Here is a 15808-nt window from a genome sequence, read left to right as displayed (position 1 = left end):
GGCGAGGTCGTCGGCCACCGATGCGTCGAGTCAGCAACGGCGTAGCCCGGTCGAAAGTCTTGCTGTGCCCGCGGCAAAACGAGCACCAGGAACGACTTCCAAACGAGCGGCAACGAGGAGCAATCGAGTAGTCGAGGCGGGGCCTCCGTGAAGACGTGCGAGCTCCTGCTCGCCGTTGAGGATCATCCGCACCTCGATGCCCTTCGTGTCCATGTCGCCGACGTACCTTTGGTTGTGCGACGGCGCTGCCTCGTAGGCGACGCGTAGGGCCTCGCGTCGCGCGTTGGTCGGATCTTCGACGTAGGCGGCATGGGCCGCGCGGCAGCGCTGCACCGGGTGCAGGGGCGCCCGTTCGGGAGATGTGATCAATCAATTTCGCCGACATCTGCGCGAGGTACGGGACCTGCTCGGCGCCCGCCGCGCGGAGAACTCCACGCAGCCAGGCCATCATAGTCCGCAGAAATGAATAAGAGATGGCGCTGGAAGGCCCTGGGTTGGGTAAGTTGTGTTATGCAAAATCGCCGGTCGTGCAATACAAAAAGGGCGTTCGAGAGGGGGCGGGAGGATGAAGATCGCCGAGCTTTCCCGGGTCAGCGGCACGCATCGCTCGACCATTCACCACTACCTCGACCTCGGTCTGCTGCCGCGGCCGGAAACTCTGGGTCCGCGGCTCCACCACTTCGGCGACGAGCACGTCGAGCGGCTGCGCGAGATCAAGGCGCTGCGGGCCCAGGGGCTCGGGCTGGGGGAGATCCGCCAGCGCCTGGCGACCCGCCTGCGGCCGCGGACGCCCCACAAGCGGCCGCGACGGCGACGGGACGGCGCGAGCGACCGGCGCGCGGCGATCCTCGACGCGGCGGCCCGGCTGTTCCTCGAGCGCGGGTTCGAGGGGGCCGACGTGCAGGCGATCGCGCGCGCGGCCGGGGTCGGCAAAGCGACCGTCTATCAGCACTTCGTGGGTAAGAGCGAGCTGTTCGTCGAGTGCCTCGATCGCCTGCGCTTCACTCTGGTGCCGGCGACGACGCGGGCGCAGATCGAGGCGAAGATGCCGCTGATCGACGAGGCGCGGCTGCGGGCGCAGGCGGTGCTGTCGCGGTTCGCCGGCTATCGCACGATGACGAACCTGCTCGGCGCTGCCGCCCACGGGCGCGACGCCGAGGTGGCCGCGCGCGCCCGCGATGCGCTGCACCGCATGGTGACGAACGCGGAGCCGAGCCTGCGCCGGGCGATGGCCGCCGGCGAGCTGCGCCGCGGTGACACGGAGCTGTGGGCCTACATGCTGTGGGGGGCCCTGATGGCGCTCGGCGACCGCCTGGCGCTCGACGACCGCTACTCTCAGGCCGAGGCGCTGGCGGCGTACGTCGACTTCATGCGCCGGGCGACCGCGCCGTGAGTCGTTGAATCACTGGCGCCCGCGGCGACGCGCGGAGCGTCGTGCGAGCGCGTCCGAGGGAGACGCGTCATGCGTGCGTTCGCGGTGACCCGCGCGGCCGCGGCCGAGGACAACGCGTCATGTGAACGCTCGCGGTGACGACCGGAGCGCCGCGCGGCCGCGTCGGGGGCGACGCGACCGCCCGCAGCCTTCGGCGCTCACGGTTGAAGTCGCGTGAGAGCGGGGGGCAGCGCTCACGTGCCAGAGAAGCCGCCGCGGCGATCCTTGCGCGAGCAGGTCTCCTGGCCGGTGTTGAGGTTGCTGGCCTCGAGGTCCTCGAAGTCCTGGCCGACGGTCATGTCGCGGCGCAGGCCGCCCAAGTCGTCGCGCCTGCCCGAGGCGCGGTTCATGCCGCCGGCGCCCTGCAGCTCGCGCTTCTCGACGCGGAGGTTGTTCTGCACGTCGCGCACGCCCGAGACGTCCTCGATCAGGTCCTCCACCAGCCGCTTGATGAAGCGGTCGTCGACGATGCCGGTCACGACGACGTCGCCGCTGTCGACGCGGATCTCGATGTCACTGGCGTCGATGTGCGGGCTGTAGGTCAGGGCCTCGTTGATGTCCTCGACGATCCGCGCGTCGGGGCGCATGTAGCCCCGCGGGCCGCGGCCGGAGAAGCGCCCGCGCCGGTGCAGCGGTCGCCCGCGCACGCCGGTGGGCAACAATTGGGGGTAGTACGATTCGGGGCTCGGGGGCCACGGGGTGCCGCGGCCCATGAACTGCCACGGCCACACCTGCGGCGACGGGATGAAGCCGTGCGGGACCTCCTCGTGCATGCGCTCGCGCTGACGCCGCTGGCCGCCGCGCCGCAGCTCCTCGATGTGCTCGAGCCGCTGCTGACGTCGCTCGGCGCGCGCCTGAAGCCGGGCGTCGCGACGGCTGCGCTTGCCGTCGAGCCTGAGCCGAGAGGAGGCATCCTCGTCGCCGAACCACGCGCGCACGCGATCGATCGCCCGCGCCAGCAGGCCGCGCGTCTCGCCCAGATCTCGCCGTCCCTTGTGCCCGTGGCGGCGCCCGCGGTGGTGAAGATTGTCGTTCTGCATGGTTCTTTCCTCCGCGGTCGGCAAATTGGGGCGAGAAACGACGTGAGCCACGATCTTTCGCCCGTCGCGCCGCGGCGCAGGTCGTCGCTGCGCCTGAGGTTCCTTGCGCACGGCGAGGTGCGTAGTGACCGCAGCGAGCCGAGGCGTGAGGGGTTGCTGGAGCGTATGCGCATGAGGACATGTCGCACAGGGCATGTCGTCAAGGGCATGTCTTTTGAGGCATGCGATCAGAGGATCGCCGACCGAAGGGTCTGCGGGAGGTGATGGGCGCGCTCGGCGGCGCGCTCTGGGGGCGGGGGCCCGGGGTGATTGACGGCCGCGCGCCGGGGCGGTGAAAGTGGGGGCGGGACATGACCCCGTCCACCGCGTGCATCAAGGCGATCCGGATCTGCGTCCTCGGCGCGGCGCGCTTCGGCGTCAGCCCGGACGAGCTCGCTCGCCGGCTCGAGTTCGATCGGTCGCTGCTCGCCGACCCGCATGTGCGGGTGCCTCATGCCCTGTTCCTCCGCGCGTGGGAGGAAGTGCCGGCGCTGTGCGGCGATCCGAGCTTCGGCCTGGGCGCGGCGGAGCTGCTGCGCGACGCGCCGTTCGACGTCGTCGACTACGTGTGCGCGCAGGGGCCGACGCTGCGGCAGGCGATCGAGCGGATGCTCCGCTATCAACGGCTGCACCACGACGACGCGGAGCTGACTCTGGCGATCACGGGCGGGGAGGCGCGGCTGCAGCTGCGCCTGCGCGGGACGGCCTGCGCGCCGCGGCATTTTTCGGAGTACGTGGTGACGACGTGGTTCTTGCGAGCGCGGGCGCTGGTCGGGCCGACGTTCGCGGCGCGGCGGGTCGGGTTCCAGCACGGGCCGCCGGCCGACATCGAACCGCACCGCCAGATCTTCGGCGCGCCCCTGGCCTTCCGCGAGGTCGCCAGCGGCTTCGACTTCCGCGCCGAGCTGCTCGACGCGCCGGTTCGCGGGGCCGACCCGTCGCTGGCGGCGTTGCTCGAGCGCCACGCCGACGAGCTGCTGGCCCGCTTGCCGGCCCGCGACGATCTGGTCCAGCGGGTGAAGACGCATGTGGTCCGCGCGCTGCCCGGCGAGGTGCCGTCGCTCGAGGCGACCGCGAAGGCGCTGGCCACCAGCACGCGCACGCTGCAGCGGGCGCTGCAGGCGGAGGGCACGACGTTCCAGGCGTTGGTCGACGAGGTGCGCCGCGATCTGTCGCTCGGCTATCTGCGCGAGGGCCAGCGCACGGTCTCGGAGATCGCGTTCCTGCTCGGCTTCACCGAGGTGGCGACGTTTACCCGCGCGTTCCGCCGCTGGACCGGGTCGGCGCCGTCGACCTGGCGGCAGCGCGAGGGCGCGTGAGCTCGAGTGACGGATGATGACAGTCGTTGGCGCGCGGCGTCGAGGCGCGTGAGCCCGATGCGTGGCGACGAATCGTTGGCCGCGATGTCGAGGCGCGGGCACGTGAGTCCGAGCGATGCGTGGCGACGAATCGTTGACCGCGATGTCGAGGCGCTTGAGCCCCGAGTGATGGGTGACGACCCGTCGTTGTGAGCGACGGCGCGGGCGGGTGAGTCGGAGTGACGCGTGACGACCAATCGTCGGCGCGCGGCGTCGAGGCGGGGCGACGGCGCGAGGGCCCGTGAGCTCGCGTGACGCCTGACGACAAGGGGTTGGCGCGCAGCGTCAAGGCGCGGCCGACGGCGCGGATGCACCATGGGGTCACGGAGCACGAGTCATGACGTTTCTGATTCCCACCCACGACCAGGCCCGAGCCGGCCTCCGCGCCATGAAGACCGTACTGACGGCAGCCGGGCCGCTGGCGCCGATCCGCCGCGAGGCGCTGGCGGCGATCCAGCAGCACCTGCTGCGGACCGACTTTGACCTCGACGCGCTCGGGCCGATCACGCCCGAGGAGCTCGCGGCCGCGGTCGATGACCCGGCGCTGCGCACCCAGCTGATCAGCGGCATGGTCACTCTGACGTTCGCCAGCGATACCATCGCGGACGAGGAGCAGGCGGCGATCGAGCGCTTCGCCACGGGCTTCGCGGTCGCGTCGGTCACTCTGGAACAGCTGCGCAAGTTCCAGACCGAGCGGCTGATGGAGCTGCGCTTCGACGTGGTCCGCCGCAGCCTGGCCGGCCCGGCGTTCAAGCAGCTGTACGAGAACCAGGGCTTCCTCGGCATCGTCAAGAACCTCGGCAGCTTCGCCGGCCTGTGGGAGAACAAGGAGGTGGCCGAGCGCTACCGCGGGCTGGCCGACTACCCCGACGGCTCGCTGGGCAAGGAGCTGTGGCGCTTCTACGTCGCCAACGACTTCAAGTTCCCCGGCGAGAAGCACGGCGCGCCCGAGGGCCTGCTGACGCACGACCTGTCGCACATCCTCGGCGGCTACGGCACCGACTTCCAGAGCGAGGGCCTCGTGCTCGCCTTCCAGGCCGGCTACAAGCGCCAGGATTCGTTCAGCGTGCTGGTGTTCCTGCTGCTCAACGGCCAGCACGGTCTGCGCTTGACCGCCTTCGCCGACGCGGCCCGCGGCTACTACAACGACAAGCCCGGCGCGATCGACGACGTGGTGCGAGCGTTCGCCCGCGGCGCGCGCGTGACGGTCGACCTCACCGACCACTGGGACTTCTGGGCGGTGATGGATCGCCAGGTCGAAGATCTGCGCCGCGAGTACGGGATCGAGCCGGCCCTCGCGTGAGGTCGGCGAGGACGCGGCCGAGCGCCGTCGACGGCACGTCTGCCGGCGGTGACGCGCGTCCGCGGGCGCCGCTATACTGCGGCGGACCATGACGAGCGACGAGGAGCTGCTGACGGCCTGGCGCGCGGGCGATCGCGCGGCCGGCGACTCGTTGCTCGCGCGCCACTTCGACGCGGTGTGCCGTTTTTTCTACTACAAGGTCGGCGAGGAGGCGGCGGCCGACCTGATCCAGCAGACGTTCCTGGCGATGTGCGAGGGCAAGGAGCGGTTCCGCGGCGAGTCTGCGTTCCGCACCTACGTGCTCGGGACTGCGCGCCTGGTGCTGCTGGCCCACCTCCGCCGCAAGCGCCGCGACGCCGAGCACCTCGACCCGATCGAGCACTCGCTGGCCGGCTTCGGGCCGTCGCCGACCAGCGCGCTGGCCCACCGACGCGAGGAGGCGATCCTGCTGCAAGCGCTGCGCGAGCTGCCGATCGATCTGCAGATCGCGTTCGAGCTGTATCACCTCGAGGGCGCCACCGCTGGCGAGCTGGCCCGCATGTACGGGCTGTCCGAGCCGGGCATGTACGGCCGCCTGCGCAAGGCCAGGCTGCTCGTGGTGGCCGCCTGCGAGCGCCTGGCGGAGACGCCGGCCCTGCGCGCGTCGACGGTCGACCGCCTCGACGACTGGGTCCGCGAGCTGTCGGCCCGCGGGCTGCCCCGCGGAACCAGTACGTGAGGACATGCTCTGAAGGGCATGTCTTCTGCGACATGTCGTCTCGAACATGGCGTTCCGGGCATGCTCGAAAGGGCATGCTGCGAGTGGCGGATCCGCGGATGCCTCAGCAGTCCTCGGCGAGCGGGTCGTTGGTGTCGCAGATCTTGATGCCGCCGGGCTTGCCGACGACGGGCTTCTCGCCCGGCTTGGCGGTCGGGCGCGCGGTCGGCCGCGGGCGCGGCGCGGGGGCGGCCGCGGGGAGCTCGACGGTCGGGGCCGTGGCCCGCGCGAGGGCGTCCGCGAGGGCGCGGCGGTCCTCGTCGGTCTGACGCTCGATGTCCTCGATCCCGGCGCGGAGGTCCGCGATCGCCTGGCGGGCGTCGTGGAGCGAGGTGTCGGCAGGGGCGAGGGCGGGCGCGGGCGCGGCCATGGCGGGGCCCCGCAGCAGCACCGCGAGGCCCAGGCCGACGAGGCCGAGCGCGCCGGCGGTCCACAGGCCGACGGCGCCGCCGGAGCGCGACCGCCGGGTGCGGTCGTCGAGCTCGGCCTGCACCTGCGCCAGGTGGGCCGCCTGGCTCGCGCGCAGCCGGCCCTCGATCTCGGCCGCGCGCAGCCGCGCCTCGTGCTCCCGGCGCTCCTCGGCCAGGCGCGCGGTCTCTGCGGCCTCGGCCGCGGCGCGGGCCCGGGCATCCTCTTCGGCGCGGGCCCTGGCCGCGGCGGCCTCGCGGGCAGCGGCCTCGGCGGCGTCACGGGCGGCCGCGGCGGCGCGCTCGCGGTCCTGTCGCTCGCGCTCCATGTCGACGAGCGCGCGGATGGCGATGAGACCCGATGGTTCGTGGCTGGTGGTAGGCATGGTCTTGAGTCCTCGGGCTATGGGTGTCGAGACCGGGCCGAACCATCACGGCGTTGATGCGCGCGTGGGCGAGCGACCGCTCGAGTTCCAGCGCCTGTTCGCGGAGGTCCGCGGGCGGCTCCTCGGCGAGCCGGCGCCGGCGCTGCGGCTCGGGCGCTACGTGGTGGGCGAGCGGATCGGGGCCGGCGGCATGGGGGTCGTCTACGCCGGCGTCGACCCGGAGCTCGGGCGCAGGGTGGCGATCAAGCTGGTCCGCCCCGACCGCGTCGGGGCCGGTCTCCCGGCCGTCGGCGTCCAGCTCGATGGGGCCTCTCGGCGGTGAACTGCTCGGTCGCTCCGCCCGCCTCCACCGCGACAGGTGTCGCCCGAACTCGCGCAGTGTTCGTGTTCGCGGGCGTGGCGACGCTGCTGCTGGGGCTGACTGCGTGGGGCCGCCGCGACGATCTCGAGGCGGTGCACGAACCCCGATCGATCGCGGGCGCGGCCACCCCATCAGGGACCTTGAGGGCGCGAGCCTCGGGACGAGCTCGTCGCGGAAATTCCCCGGTGGCTCATTGTGGCCAGGGTCGATCGGGCCGAGGTATGATCATACCGGGACGACAGCCTCGATTCGCCGCGGCCCAAGTTCAAAAGCGTCGAGGAGCCCGAGGCGAGCGGCGAGCTCGATCTGCGGCTGGTACGAGCAGCTCGCAGTCGCTCACGTCGGGTCGAAACGCTCTTTGAGCTGGCGCAGGGAGTCTAGCCCCTCGAGCACGGTCGACGGGGTCAGACCGAAGTCGATGAGGCAGGCGATCTCGTCGACGCCGGCCGCCGCGAGCGCGTTGACCTGGCGCGCAGCGGTATCGATGGTGCCCATGCACGAGGCCTGCTCGTAGTAACGGTCGAAGGTCATGTCGAGGAGCTCCTCGACCAGGTCGGGGGGGATCTCATCCCCGGCCATGCGCAGCCCGCCGCTCACGGTGCCTGCGCGCTGGGCGGCGGCGACCTCGAGTTTCACCGCCGAGCGCAAGTATTCGCGAAAGCTGGGCCTGACGATCCGCCGGACCGTCTCGTCGGAGTGTCCGATGAAGGTGTGCAGCATCAGGCTCACGATCCCGCCCGCGGGCGGGAGCCCCGCCTGCGTCCGCTCGTTGCGGTACAGCCGGATGTGCTCCGCCAGCTGTGTCCGATCCTGCATAATCATGTGAGTGAGAACGTTCGCGCCGAGCCGGGCCGCCGACCGATAGGTCTCCGCCGAACCGGAAGTGGTCAGCCAGATCGGGAGTTCCCGCTGTCGGGGCTTGGGGAACAGCTCCAGCTCGGCTGGACCGGTGGGCGTCTGGCGCGTGCAGCGTTCCCCGCGCCACAGTCGACGAAGCTGATGGATCTGCTCGAGCATCACTTCCTGGCGACGGACGTATCGCTCGGGGAAGAACACGAAATCGTTGGCGTTCCACCCCGAACCGAAAGAGATGGCGGCCCGTCCACGCGAGAGTTGGTCCACCATCGACCACTCCTCGGCGATGCGGATGACGTCGTGAAGGGGGGAGATCAAGCTGCCCGAACGGAGCTGGAGGCGCTCGGTGACCATCGCCAAGGCGGCACTGGTGAGCGCAGGATTGGCAAAGGCGCCTCCGAAGCGATCGAAGTGACGCTCCGGCGTCCAGACTGCAGCAAACCCGTGGCGGTCGGCGAACTTCGCCGCCTCGAGCATGAGCTCGTACGGGTTGTCCCGGGTGCCGGCGTCGGACGAGAAGAAGAAGAGTGCGAATCGCATGGGTGCTCCATTCCAGCGGCAGTCGCCGACGAAATCACTCATCGTATCGAGCGGCGCGTGGCCATCGGTCGGGCTCGGGTCGTCGATGCTGCGCGAGCCCTGCGCCGGCGAGCCGCGGCTCGAATGCGAGATCCAGCGTCACGCGGGCGGCGATGTCGAGCGGGTCGGTCCACGGCAGAGCGAGGCGCCGTTCGGGTGACAGGCTGGCGAGCGCCGCCGAGAGCTCGGTGCAGCCGGCGATGACCCGCGTCGCTCCTCGCTCCTTCAACCAGCTGACGGCGGCGACGAGCGCGTCCTGGGCCTCCTCGCTGACGTCGATGCCGGTCGCCTTGACGCCCCAGCGAGGAGAATAGATGGCGTCCATCACGCGGCACTGGACCTCGGAGCCGATGACGGGGACGACCGCGGGCAGCCCGAGCTTGCCCAGGCTCTCCTGGTACAGCCGGGCCGCGAGGGTGCCGTCCGTGGCCAGGATCCCGACTCGCTCGCTCCCCGCGTCGTCGCGGGCGATCGCCTCGGCGGTGCGGTCGATCGAGTGAATCCAGGGAATCGACAGGTGCGCCTGGACCGATCGATGAAACGCATGCGCCGTGTTACACGCGACGACGAGGAAGTCGGCGCCGGCCTCCTGCAAGAGTCGGCCATAACGCACGAGGGAGCGGGTGCATCGCTCGGCCGCGCCGGCCAGGCTCTCGGTGCGGTCCGGGACATCCGTGGCGCTGACCAGGAACCAGATCGGGTGGTCCTGGTCGCTGGCGGCGCCGCGGCGGGCGCTCTCGGCCAAGAGCCGCCGCTCGAAGGCGATGTGCGCCAGCGGCCCCAGCCCGCCGATGATGCCCGGAATCGCCGCCTGTCTAGATGTCGTTCGCATGTTCGTACCGCCCGCCGAGCGCGCTCGGACCCGAGGCCGTGCCCCAGATCCGAGCGAGGCGCGCCTCGGGTGCGGCGACGAGCTCGCCGACCAGCGCCTCGAACGTTCGCACCCACTTCAGGCCGGCCGCTGGAGATTCGCCGGCGGAGACGAAGGTGCCCTCGAGGTGGCCGCCGCGCTCGCGGATCCGCAGCGTCCGCGCGGCCGGGCCGTCGGTGTGGCCGGCCTCGATCACGTCCCAGCAGGTGTGCCGGGCGCGGATGGGCAGCGGCGGCGGCTCCACGACGAGCGCGAGGTCCAGGGACCGCGCGAGCGGGCCACCCGTCCTGGCGAGGGCTTCAAGGAGCGCCGGGCCGGTGTGAGCGTGCGCCTCGAGCTCCTGTCGTCGCGTCCGCCGCAGGAGCTCGACGAAGCTTTCCTCGCCGGTCGGCTCGGCGCGCAGCGGAACCGAGACAGCATGGGCGCCCACCGCGTGTCGCTGCCACGGAAGCGGCCGGTTCTCGAGGACGATCTCGATCGCGAATCGAGGCCGTCCGGTCATCGAGCGAAGCACCACGCCGGTCGCGGCAAACAGGAGGGTGTGGAGCGAGACCGCCTCGGCCCGACACAGGGCGCGGAGGGCTTCGGTGACCGTCGCACGGAGGGCGAAGCTCGTGGTTGCCCGGTTGTCGGCTGGCCGGCGTGGCGCGGCGTTTCGACTCGAGGGGGCCTCCGGCCCGCCGGCCCACTGTCGGCCCCAGAAGGAGAGAGACTGCTGCCGGGTCGCTTGCACGCGGCCGGTCTGCTCGGCGGCCACGCGGCTCGCATCTTCGGCGTCCGGCTCCGGCAGCAGCACGACCTGACCGTGCGCGCAGGCGTCGTGGAGCAGGGCCAGCTCGCCCAGGAGCACGCGCAGCGAGCGAGCGTCGGCGACCACCCGGTGGGCGGAGAGCCCGAGGACATGGCACTCGTCGCCCACACGGGTCACGCTCGCACGAAGGAGCGGCGCGTCACCCAGCGGGAAAGGTCTCGCCGCCTGACGGGCGCACAGCTCCAGGGCGAGGTCCTGGCTGGCGCTGGCCGGCAGAATGTCCAGGGTGGTCGCCCTGGCGGCCGGGCCGAAGCGGGCGGCAGGTGGCTCGTCCATGGTCCCAGGGAGGAGCGTGGTCCGCAGCGCGGGGTGCCGGTGGCCGACATGTTCCACGGCGGCGGCGAGAGCCGCGAGGTCGAGCGGCCCGCGGATCGCCACGGCCACGCGCTCGCTGCTGCGCTCGAGCGCCTCGCGGCCGCGGGCGGTGAGTATGAGGAGCTCCTGGGCGACAGACGGCGCCGAGAGGCCGCAGGCACGCGGAGGCGGGCGCGAGAGCGCGGCCCCGGGTGCGATGCCCAGCCGGCCCGCGGCAGTGCCGGCGAGCTCGCGGACCGTGCGGGCGCGCAGAACCTCGTCGGTCGCCAGGTCGACGCCGAGGACGAAGCGCAGGCGCACGGCCGTGTCGAAGGCGGCGACCACATCGGTGCCGAGCTCGGCCAGGGGCGCGTCGAGCCCGACGGTCTCGCGTCCAAGGATGTTCGCCCACACGTGACACACGATTTCTTCGACCGGGGTTCGCGGGTGCGAGTCGTCTTCGGGGGGCGACGCACGGCGATCCTCCAGCGTCCGTCGGGCGAGGGCCCGTCGGTCCACCTTGCCGCTCGGAGTGAGGGGCAGGGCGTCGACGCGGTGGATGTGTGCGGGCAGCATGTAGGGCGGCAGCCGCTCGGCCATGTGCGCGGCGAGCTCCTCCGCCGTCGCCCGTCCGCGCGCGGTCCAAAATGCGACGAGCTGCGGCTCGCGGGTGGCGTCCCGGCGCACGACGACAGCCGCGTCGCGCACCGCCGCATGCGCGGCGAGGGCGGCGCTGACCTCGTCCAACTCGATGCGATATCCGCGGATCTTGACCTGATCGTCCCGGCGTCCGAGGAAGATCAGCTCGCCACGGGCGGTGTAGCGCACGCGGTCTCCCGTGCGGTACAGGCGGCCGCGGCCGGCGAGCGGATGGTTCAGGAACGCCCGGGCGGTCTCGCCCGGGGCCCCCAGATATCCCCGGCCCACGCAGACGCCCGCGACGCACAGCTCGCCGGCGACGCCGATGGGGACCGGCGCGAGCTCCGCATCCAGGACGTAGAGCCGCGTATTGTGAAGTGGGCGGCCGATGGGCACTTCGGGGCCGGTGAGGTCGCTCGCGGCCCGCACTGTGTGATGGGCGACGTCGTCCGAGCACTCGGTCGGGCCATACGCATTGACGAGGGGGATCCGCGGAAAGAGCTCGAGCCAGCGTCGGCACAGCTCCGCCGACAGGGCCTCCCCCGTGGCGAGCAGCCAGCGCAGCGAGGCGAGCTGGTCGGGGCCGACGCCGGCCGCGGTCGCGTAGTCGAGGAGCGCGCCGAGCTGCGACGGCACCACTTCCAACACCGAGATCTTGCGATCGCGTACGAGTGACAGCAGCGCGGCGGGGTCGCGCGCCTGCTCGTCGGCGACGATCTCGACTCGCGCGCCGGCGAGGAGCGGGGCGAGGAATTGCCAGATGGCGATGTCGAAGCTCTGGGCGGCGCTCTGCGCCACCACATCGGCTCCGCCGAGGCTCAAGGAGTCGATCTTGGCGTGGAGATGGTTGACCATGCCCCGCTGCTCGACCATCGCTCCCTTGGGTGCCCCGGTGGAGCCGGAGGTGTAGATGACGTAGGCCAGGTCGGTCGCGGCGGCGCCAGCGGACCGGCAGCCTTCGTACCCCGGATCGTCCTCCGCGTGCTCCGCGAGGAACTCCGCCAGCGGGTAGATTGCGGTAGCGAGTCGCTCGCCTGGCTCGACGCCTTCCTCGAGGCCGGCGGCCGCGGCCGAGCCGACGATCAGTACCGGGCACCCGCTCGACCGCACGATGTGGCGCTGGCGTGCCGGCGGCAGCGCCGGGTCGATGGGCACATAGGCGCCGCCGGCTTTGAAGATGCCGACGATGCACGCGAGTAGGTCGACGCCTCTCGCCATGAGGAGGCCCACCGTGTGGTCGCGCCCGATGCCGAGCGCGCGTAGTCGGCGTGCGATCCGGTCGGCCAACCGATCGAGGGCGGCGTAGGTGAGCGATCGCTGGCCGGCGCTGACCGCAATGCGCCCGGGCCCGCGGCGCACCTCCGCCTCGAAGAGGACGTGGAACGGAGTGTCGATCGGGGCCGGGCGCCGGGTGTCGTTCCAGCTGTCCAGGAGGAGCCGGCGTTCCTCCTCGCCGATGAGCGGCAGGCGTGCGACGGGGGTCGCCGGCGCAAAGGCGGCCGCGCGGAGGAGAAGCGCGAAGTGCTCCCCCATGCGCGCGCCCACGGTCGGGCTGACGCTGCCGGGTCGGTAGACGAACAGGCCGCCGAGGCCGCCGCCGGTCACGGGGCCGAAGCCGAGCCGCAGGTCGTGGGCCGAGCTGCCCTCGACGGATCCGTCGGGCATGAAGACCCGCGCGCGCCAGCGCGTGCCGGCGACCTCGATGTCGTCACCGACGGCGGGAGCCCAGACGAATCGCGCGGGAAACAGATCGGCGCCCCGCGCCGTGCCCGGTCCGAGCCATCGCACGATGTCGTCGAGGGCGTCGGAGGCGTGCGGTTCGGCGGTGTCGAGCTCGCGGGCGACCTGCCGGGCCAGCGCGGCGAAGGGCAGCTCGCGGGTGAGCCGGCAGCGAATCACGGCAGTCCGCGCCGAGCATCCGGCGGCGAGGCCAGAACCTGGCCCCGGCAAGAGCGCCGGAATTGCGAGATCCGTCTGCGCGGTGTAACGGTGGAGCAGCGCGATATAGGTGGCCATCACCAGCGCGAGCGGCGAGACGCCGAGATCGGCAGCCGTACGCTCGAGGGCCAGGCTCAATGCGGGCGAGCAGTCGATGGCGGAGGTGCTGGCATCTCCGCCGCCGGCCCTGGAGAGACCCTCGCGTGGCAGCGAGAGCTCGTCGAGGCCGGCCAGTCGCTCGCGCCAAAACCGCTGCGCGCCGGGCTCGTCCACCAGCCGCGCCGTGGCAGCGCTCGGGCTCGCGGGGGCATGGACGCCTGGTTCGGGGCAGTACGATTGGGCAAGATGCATCATCTGCGGGTGGATGGACCAGGCGTCACACATTGCGCCGTGCTGCACGACGACCAGGGCGTGGGCGCTCTCCGCGTTGTCCCAGACGAGCGCGTTCCGCCAGGGAAAACCGCGGGGATGGTCGAAGCGGGTGCTGGCGAGATCGCGGGCGAATCGGGCCAGATCGTCGACCTCGGTGACCGGCGCCGCCGAGCGCTCGAAGGTGACGGCGCTCGCGTCGTAGGTGACCTGCTCCAGCCGGCCCATGTGCTCGCGCAGGACGGAGCGGAGCGGAGTGGAGGCGAGCACGAGTGCCTCCCATGCGCGCTGCAGGGCGGCGACGTCGACGGGACCGCGGATGCGAACCGCCCAAACGAGGTGTGAGGCCGCCGGTGAGCACACTGCCTCGTCGGCGCAAGCCCGCCGCTGGGCCGCGCGGGCGGGGCGCACATCCTGGATGGCCTCGTGGAGGAGGCGAGCGCGCACGAGCTCGCTTGCGCGGGTTTCGCGGTTCATCGGGTCATCTCGTGGAAGAAGTCCGGCACCGGGTTCAGGTCCCCGGTCTCGCGGGCGCGCTCGGCGATCCATCTGCCGAGCGCGACGTCGAGGATGCCGAGGCCGAAGGGGGAGAAGATGCGCGGGCGGGCGAAATCGGGGGCTACCGCGCCCGACATGACGTCGGCCAGGGTGCCGCTCACGAGCTCGAGGGCCGGCGCCTGGCGGGCAGCCAGTTCGAGCGAGGTCGCCGCAGTCAATGCGTGGCGCGCGTCATCCACGATGTTCTGCGCCGCGACCATGACCCGGGGGCCGAGGTCGCGCAGGGACAGATGCAGCACCGTGGGACAGTGCTCCAGCGCCGCCGGGTCGTCCGCGTGGGGCGTGGCCGTGGTCGTCGCAAAGAGGCACAGATCGCAGGCCGCCAGGAGCGCGTCGACGCTCGGGGCGAGCCGTACTGCCCGAGGGTGACGCCGGCTGGCCGCCTCGCGAAAGCGACGGCACTCGGCCTCGCTCCTGTCGAAGAGCCACAGCTCGTCCACCTCCCAGCCGAGCGCGAGGAGAAAGGTGTGTACGTAGCGAGCGATGTAACCGGTGCCGACGATGCCCAGGGCGCGCGCCTGCTTGCGGCCGTGCAAGAGCTCGGCGCCGAGAGCGGCGGACGCGGCGGTGCGTGCCGCCGAAATCACCGAGGCCTCGAGGCAGGCGAACGGATAGCCATTGTCGGCGCGGTTGAGGATCAGGACCGCCGATGCGCGCGGGATGCCGCGCTCGAGGTTCTGCGGGTAGCTCGCTATCCACTTGATGCCGGAGACCGCGTCGGGTCCGCCGAGGTGTGCGGGCAGCGAGATGATGCGGGCGTCGGGGCGGTCGGGAAAGCGGAGGAACGCGCTGGGAGGGTTGACCGTGTCGCCGAGCCGATGGGCCAGGTAGGCCTCCCGGACGATCTCGAGGCAGCGAGGGATGTCGTCGTGAATGACGCGGTGGCAGGTCTTGCCGGAGATGGTGGCGAACTCCATCATGCGTCCCTCCGCTCTGCGGACCAGAGGTCGCCATAAACGTTGTGGAAGTACGCGCTGCCGCGGTCGGCGCACAGGAAGAGGACATCCGGGCGCCCTCCGCGGTGGCCGGCGAAGCGGCGTTCGATGGCTGCGAACACGCTGCCGGTGGAGCCGCCGGCGAACAGGTGATGCTCGTGGAGGAGCCGCTTGCAGCAAGCGATGGTCTCCTCCTCGGTGACGATGACGACATCGTCCACCAGCGCCTCCTTCAAGAGCCCGGGGACGATGCTGGAGCCGATGCCGGGGATCGTTCGCCGGCGCGGCGGGCCGCCGAAGATGACGGAGCCCTCGACGTCCACCGCGACCACGGTGAGCCCCGGGAACCGCTCCTTCAGCCGGCGCGACAGACCGGCCAGGGTTCCGCCGGTGCTGACCGCGACAAAGAGGAAGTGCAGGCGCTGGAGCTGCTCCGCGATCTCCTTGCCGGTCAAGTCGAAGTGTCCCATCCACGCGTCGGTGTTCTGGTACTGGTTCGGCCAGAAGACGCGGGGCAGCTGACGGCGGAGGGTCTGGACGACAGACAGACGCGCCTTCAGGTAGCCGCCGCAGTCGTCGGCCTCGCTCACCTTCTCGACTCGCGGACACAGGCAGCGAAGGGTCGCCTCGTAGAGGGGCGAGATGACCGGGTCGACGACGGGGACGAATCGGAGGCCGAGCAGGCGGCTGTAGACCGCCAGGGCGACGGCGAAGTTGCCGGAGGACGACTCGACCACGGTCGTCTCGGGGTCGATCTCGCCGCGTTCGATGGCCCGCAGCAGGATCCACAGGGCCGAGCGGTCCTTGATGCTGTGGGACATGTTGCAGTACTCGAGCTTGGCGAAGAGATTCAGGTGCGGGTGAGAGAGCTGCACG

General features: G+C 71.6%; 13 protein-coding genes. 6 read left to right on the top strand and 7 right to left on the bottom strand.

The annotated features are described in order from the left end of the window. Window positions 1-565 precede the first annotated feature (565 nt). Window positions 566-1393, top strand: a complete 828-nt coding sequence (locus OV090_RS08805; protein WP_267703083.1) for a TetR family transcriptional regulator — start codon at window positions 566-568, stop codon at window positions 1391-1393. 233 nt (window positions 1394-1626) lie between these two features. On the opposite strand, the gene OV090_RS08800 is transcribed toward OV090_RS08805, so the two are convergent. Then, window positions 1627-2205, bottom strand: coding sequence for a BON domain-containing protein (locus tag OV090_RS08800; protein ID WP_267703082.1), 579 nt, complete (start codon window positions 2203-2205; stop codon window positions 1627-1629). Here OV090_RS08800 and OV090_RS08795 point away from each other — a divergent pair. The 4 genes from OV090_RS08795 to OV090_RS08780 all read left to right on the top strand — a co-directional run bounded on the left by OV090_RS08795 (window position 2185) and on the right by OV090_RS08780 (window position 5890). Beyond that, entirely contained in the window at window positions 2185-2736 is a 552-nt protein-coding gene (locus OV090_RS08795) for a hypothetical protein (RefSeq protein WP_267703081.1), read from the top strand. The two genes, OV090_RS08800 and OV090_RS08795, sit on opposite strands and share 21 nt — an antisense overlap. 86 nt (window positions 2737-2822) lie before the next feature. Next, window positions 2823-3830, top strand: a complete 1008-nt coding sequence (locus OV090_RS08790) for an AraC family transcriptional regulator (protein ID WP_267703080.1) — start codon at window positions 2823-2825, stop codon at window positions 3828-3830. A gap of 376 nt (window positions 3831-4206) precedes the next feature. Further along, complete coding sequence (locus OV090_RS08785; protein WP_267703079.1) at window positions 4207-5172, top strand: hypothetical protein; 966 nt, start codon at window positions 4207-4209, stop codon at window positions 5170-5172. Between the two features lie 88 nt (window positions 5173-5260). Then, window positions 5261-5890 (top strand): sigma-70 family RNA polymerase sigma factor, encoded by a 630-nt coding sequence (locus tag OV090_RS08780; RefSeq protein ID WP_267703078.1) that lies wholly within the window; start codon window positions 5261-5263, stop codon window positions 5888-5890. 103 nt (window positions 5891-5993) lie between these two features. Here the strand turns inward: OV090_RS08780 and OV090_RS08775 are convergent, their stop codons facing one another. Then, the gene (locus tag OV090_RS08775; RefSeq protein ID WP_267703077.1) at window positions 5994-6722 is read right to left on the bottom strand and encodes a hypothetical protein; all 729 of its coding nucleotides are present in this window, start codon (window positions 6720-6722) and stop codon (window positions 5994-5996) included. Between the two features lie 64 nt (window positions 6723-6786). Between OV090_RS08775 and OV090_RS08770 the strand changes: the two genes are divergently transcribed. Continuing rightward, window positions 6787-7044, top strand: coding sequence for a hypothetical protein (locus tag OV090_RS08770; protein WP_267703076.1), 258 nt, complete (start codon window positions 6787-6789; stop codon window positions 7042-7044). A gap of 375 nt (window positions 7045-7419) precedes the next feature. On the opposite strand, the gene OV090_RS08765 is transcribed toward OV090_RS08770, so the two are convergent. The 5 genes from OV090_RS08765 to sbnA are packed head-to-tail and all read right to left on the bottom strand — an operon-like array spanning window position 7420 to window position 15807. Continuing rightward, window positions 7420-8478 carry a MupA/Atu3671 family FMN-dependent luciferase-like monooxygenase gene (locus OV090_RS08765; RefSeq protein WP_267703075.1) on the bottom strand — a complete coding sequence of 353 codons (1059 nt, stop codon included), beginning with the start codon at window positions 8476-8478 and terminating at the stop codon, window positions 7420-7422. A gap of 34 nt (window positions 8479-8512) precedes the next feature. Then, the gene (locus OV090_RS08760) at window positions 8513-9349 is read right to left on the bottom strand and encodes an amino acid racemase (RefSeq protein WP_267703074.1); all 837 of its coding nucleotides are present in this window, start codon (window positions 9347-9349) and stop codon (window positions 8513-8515) included. Further along, on the bottom strand, window positions 9333-13916 hold the full coding sequence (locus OV090_RS08755) for a non-ribosomal peptide synthetase (RefSeq protein ID WP_267703073.1): 4584 nt from the start codon (window positions 13914-13916) through the stop codon (window positions 9333-9335). The genes OV090_RS08760 and OV090_RS08755 overlap by 17 nt, the downstream gene beginning before the upstream one ends. Beyond that, the gene (gene sbnB, locus OV090_RS08750; RefSeq protein WP_267703072.1) at window positions 13913-14989 is read right to left on the bottom strand and encodes a 2,3-diaminopropionate biosynthesis protein SbnB; all 1077 of its coding nucleotides are present in this window, start codon (window positions 14987-14989) and stop codon (window positions 13913-13915) included. The genes OV090_RS08755 and sbnB overlap by 4 nt, the downstream gene beginning before the upstream one ends. Next, window positions 14914-15807, bottom strand: coding sequence for a 2,3-diaminopropionate biosynthesis protein SbnA (sbnA, locus tag OV090_RS08745; protein WP_346660359.1), 894 nt, complete (start codon window positions 15805-15807; stop codon window positions 14914-14916). The genes sbnB and sbnA overlap by 76 nt, the downstream gene beginning before the upstream one ends. Between the last annotated feature and the right edge of the window lies 1 nt (window position 15808).

Source organism: Nannocystis sp. RBIL2 (assembly GCF_026626745.1).
Classification (GTDB): domain Bacteria; phylum Myxococcota_A; class Polyangia; order Nannocystales; family Nannocystaceae; genus Nannocystis.
The sequence above is the reverse complement of the archived record's forward strand: the minus strand, read 5'-3'. Positions and strand labels throughout refer to the sequence as shown.

Bases quoted from the DNA above. Each gene is read 5' to 3' on its own strand.
- OV090_RS08790 (WP_267703080.1), top strand. From the start codon at position 2,823: ATGACCCCGTCCACCGCGTGCATCAAGGCGATCCGGATCTGCGTCCTC.
- OV090_RS08760 (WP_267703074.1), bottom strand. From the start codon at position 9,349: ATGCGAACGACATCTAGACAGGCGGCGATTCCGGGCATCATCGGCGGG.
- OV090_RS08800 (WP_267703082.1), bottom strand. From the start codon at position 2,205: ATGCACGAGGAGGTCCCGCACGGCTTCATCCCGTCGCCGCAGGTGTGG.
- OV090_RS08775 (WP_267703077.1), bottom strand. From the start codon at position 6,722: ATGCCTACCACCAGCCACGAACCATCGGGTCTCATCGCCATCCGCGCG.
- OV090_RS08805 (WP_267703083.1), top strand. From the start codon at position 566: ATGAAGATCGCCGAGCTTTCCCGGGTCAGCGGCACGCATCGCTCGACC.
- OV090_RS08765 (WP_267703075.1), bottom strand. From the start codon at position 8,478: ATGCGATTCGCACTCTTCTTCTTCTCGTCCGACGCCGGCACCCGGGAC.
- OV090_RS08780 (WP_267703078.1), top strand. From the start codon at position 5,261: ATGACGAGCGACGAGGAGCTGCTGACGGCCTGGCGCGCGGGCGATCGC.
- OV090_RS08755 (WP_267703073.1), bottom strand. From the start codon at position 13,916: ATGAACCGCGAAACCCGCGCAAGCGAGCTCGTGCGCGCTCGCCTCCTC.
- OV090_RS08785 (WP_267703079.1), top strand. From the start codon at position 4,207: ATGACGTTTCTGATTCCCACCCACGACCAGGCCCGAGCCGGCCTCCGC.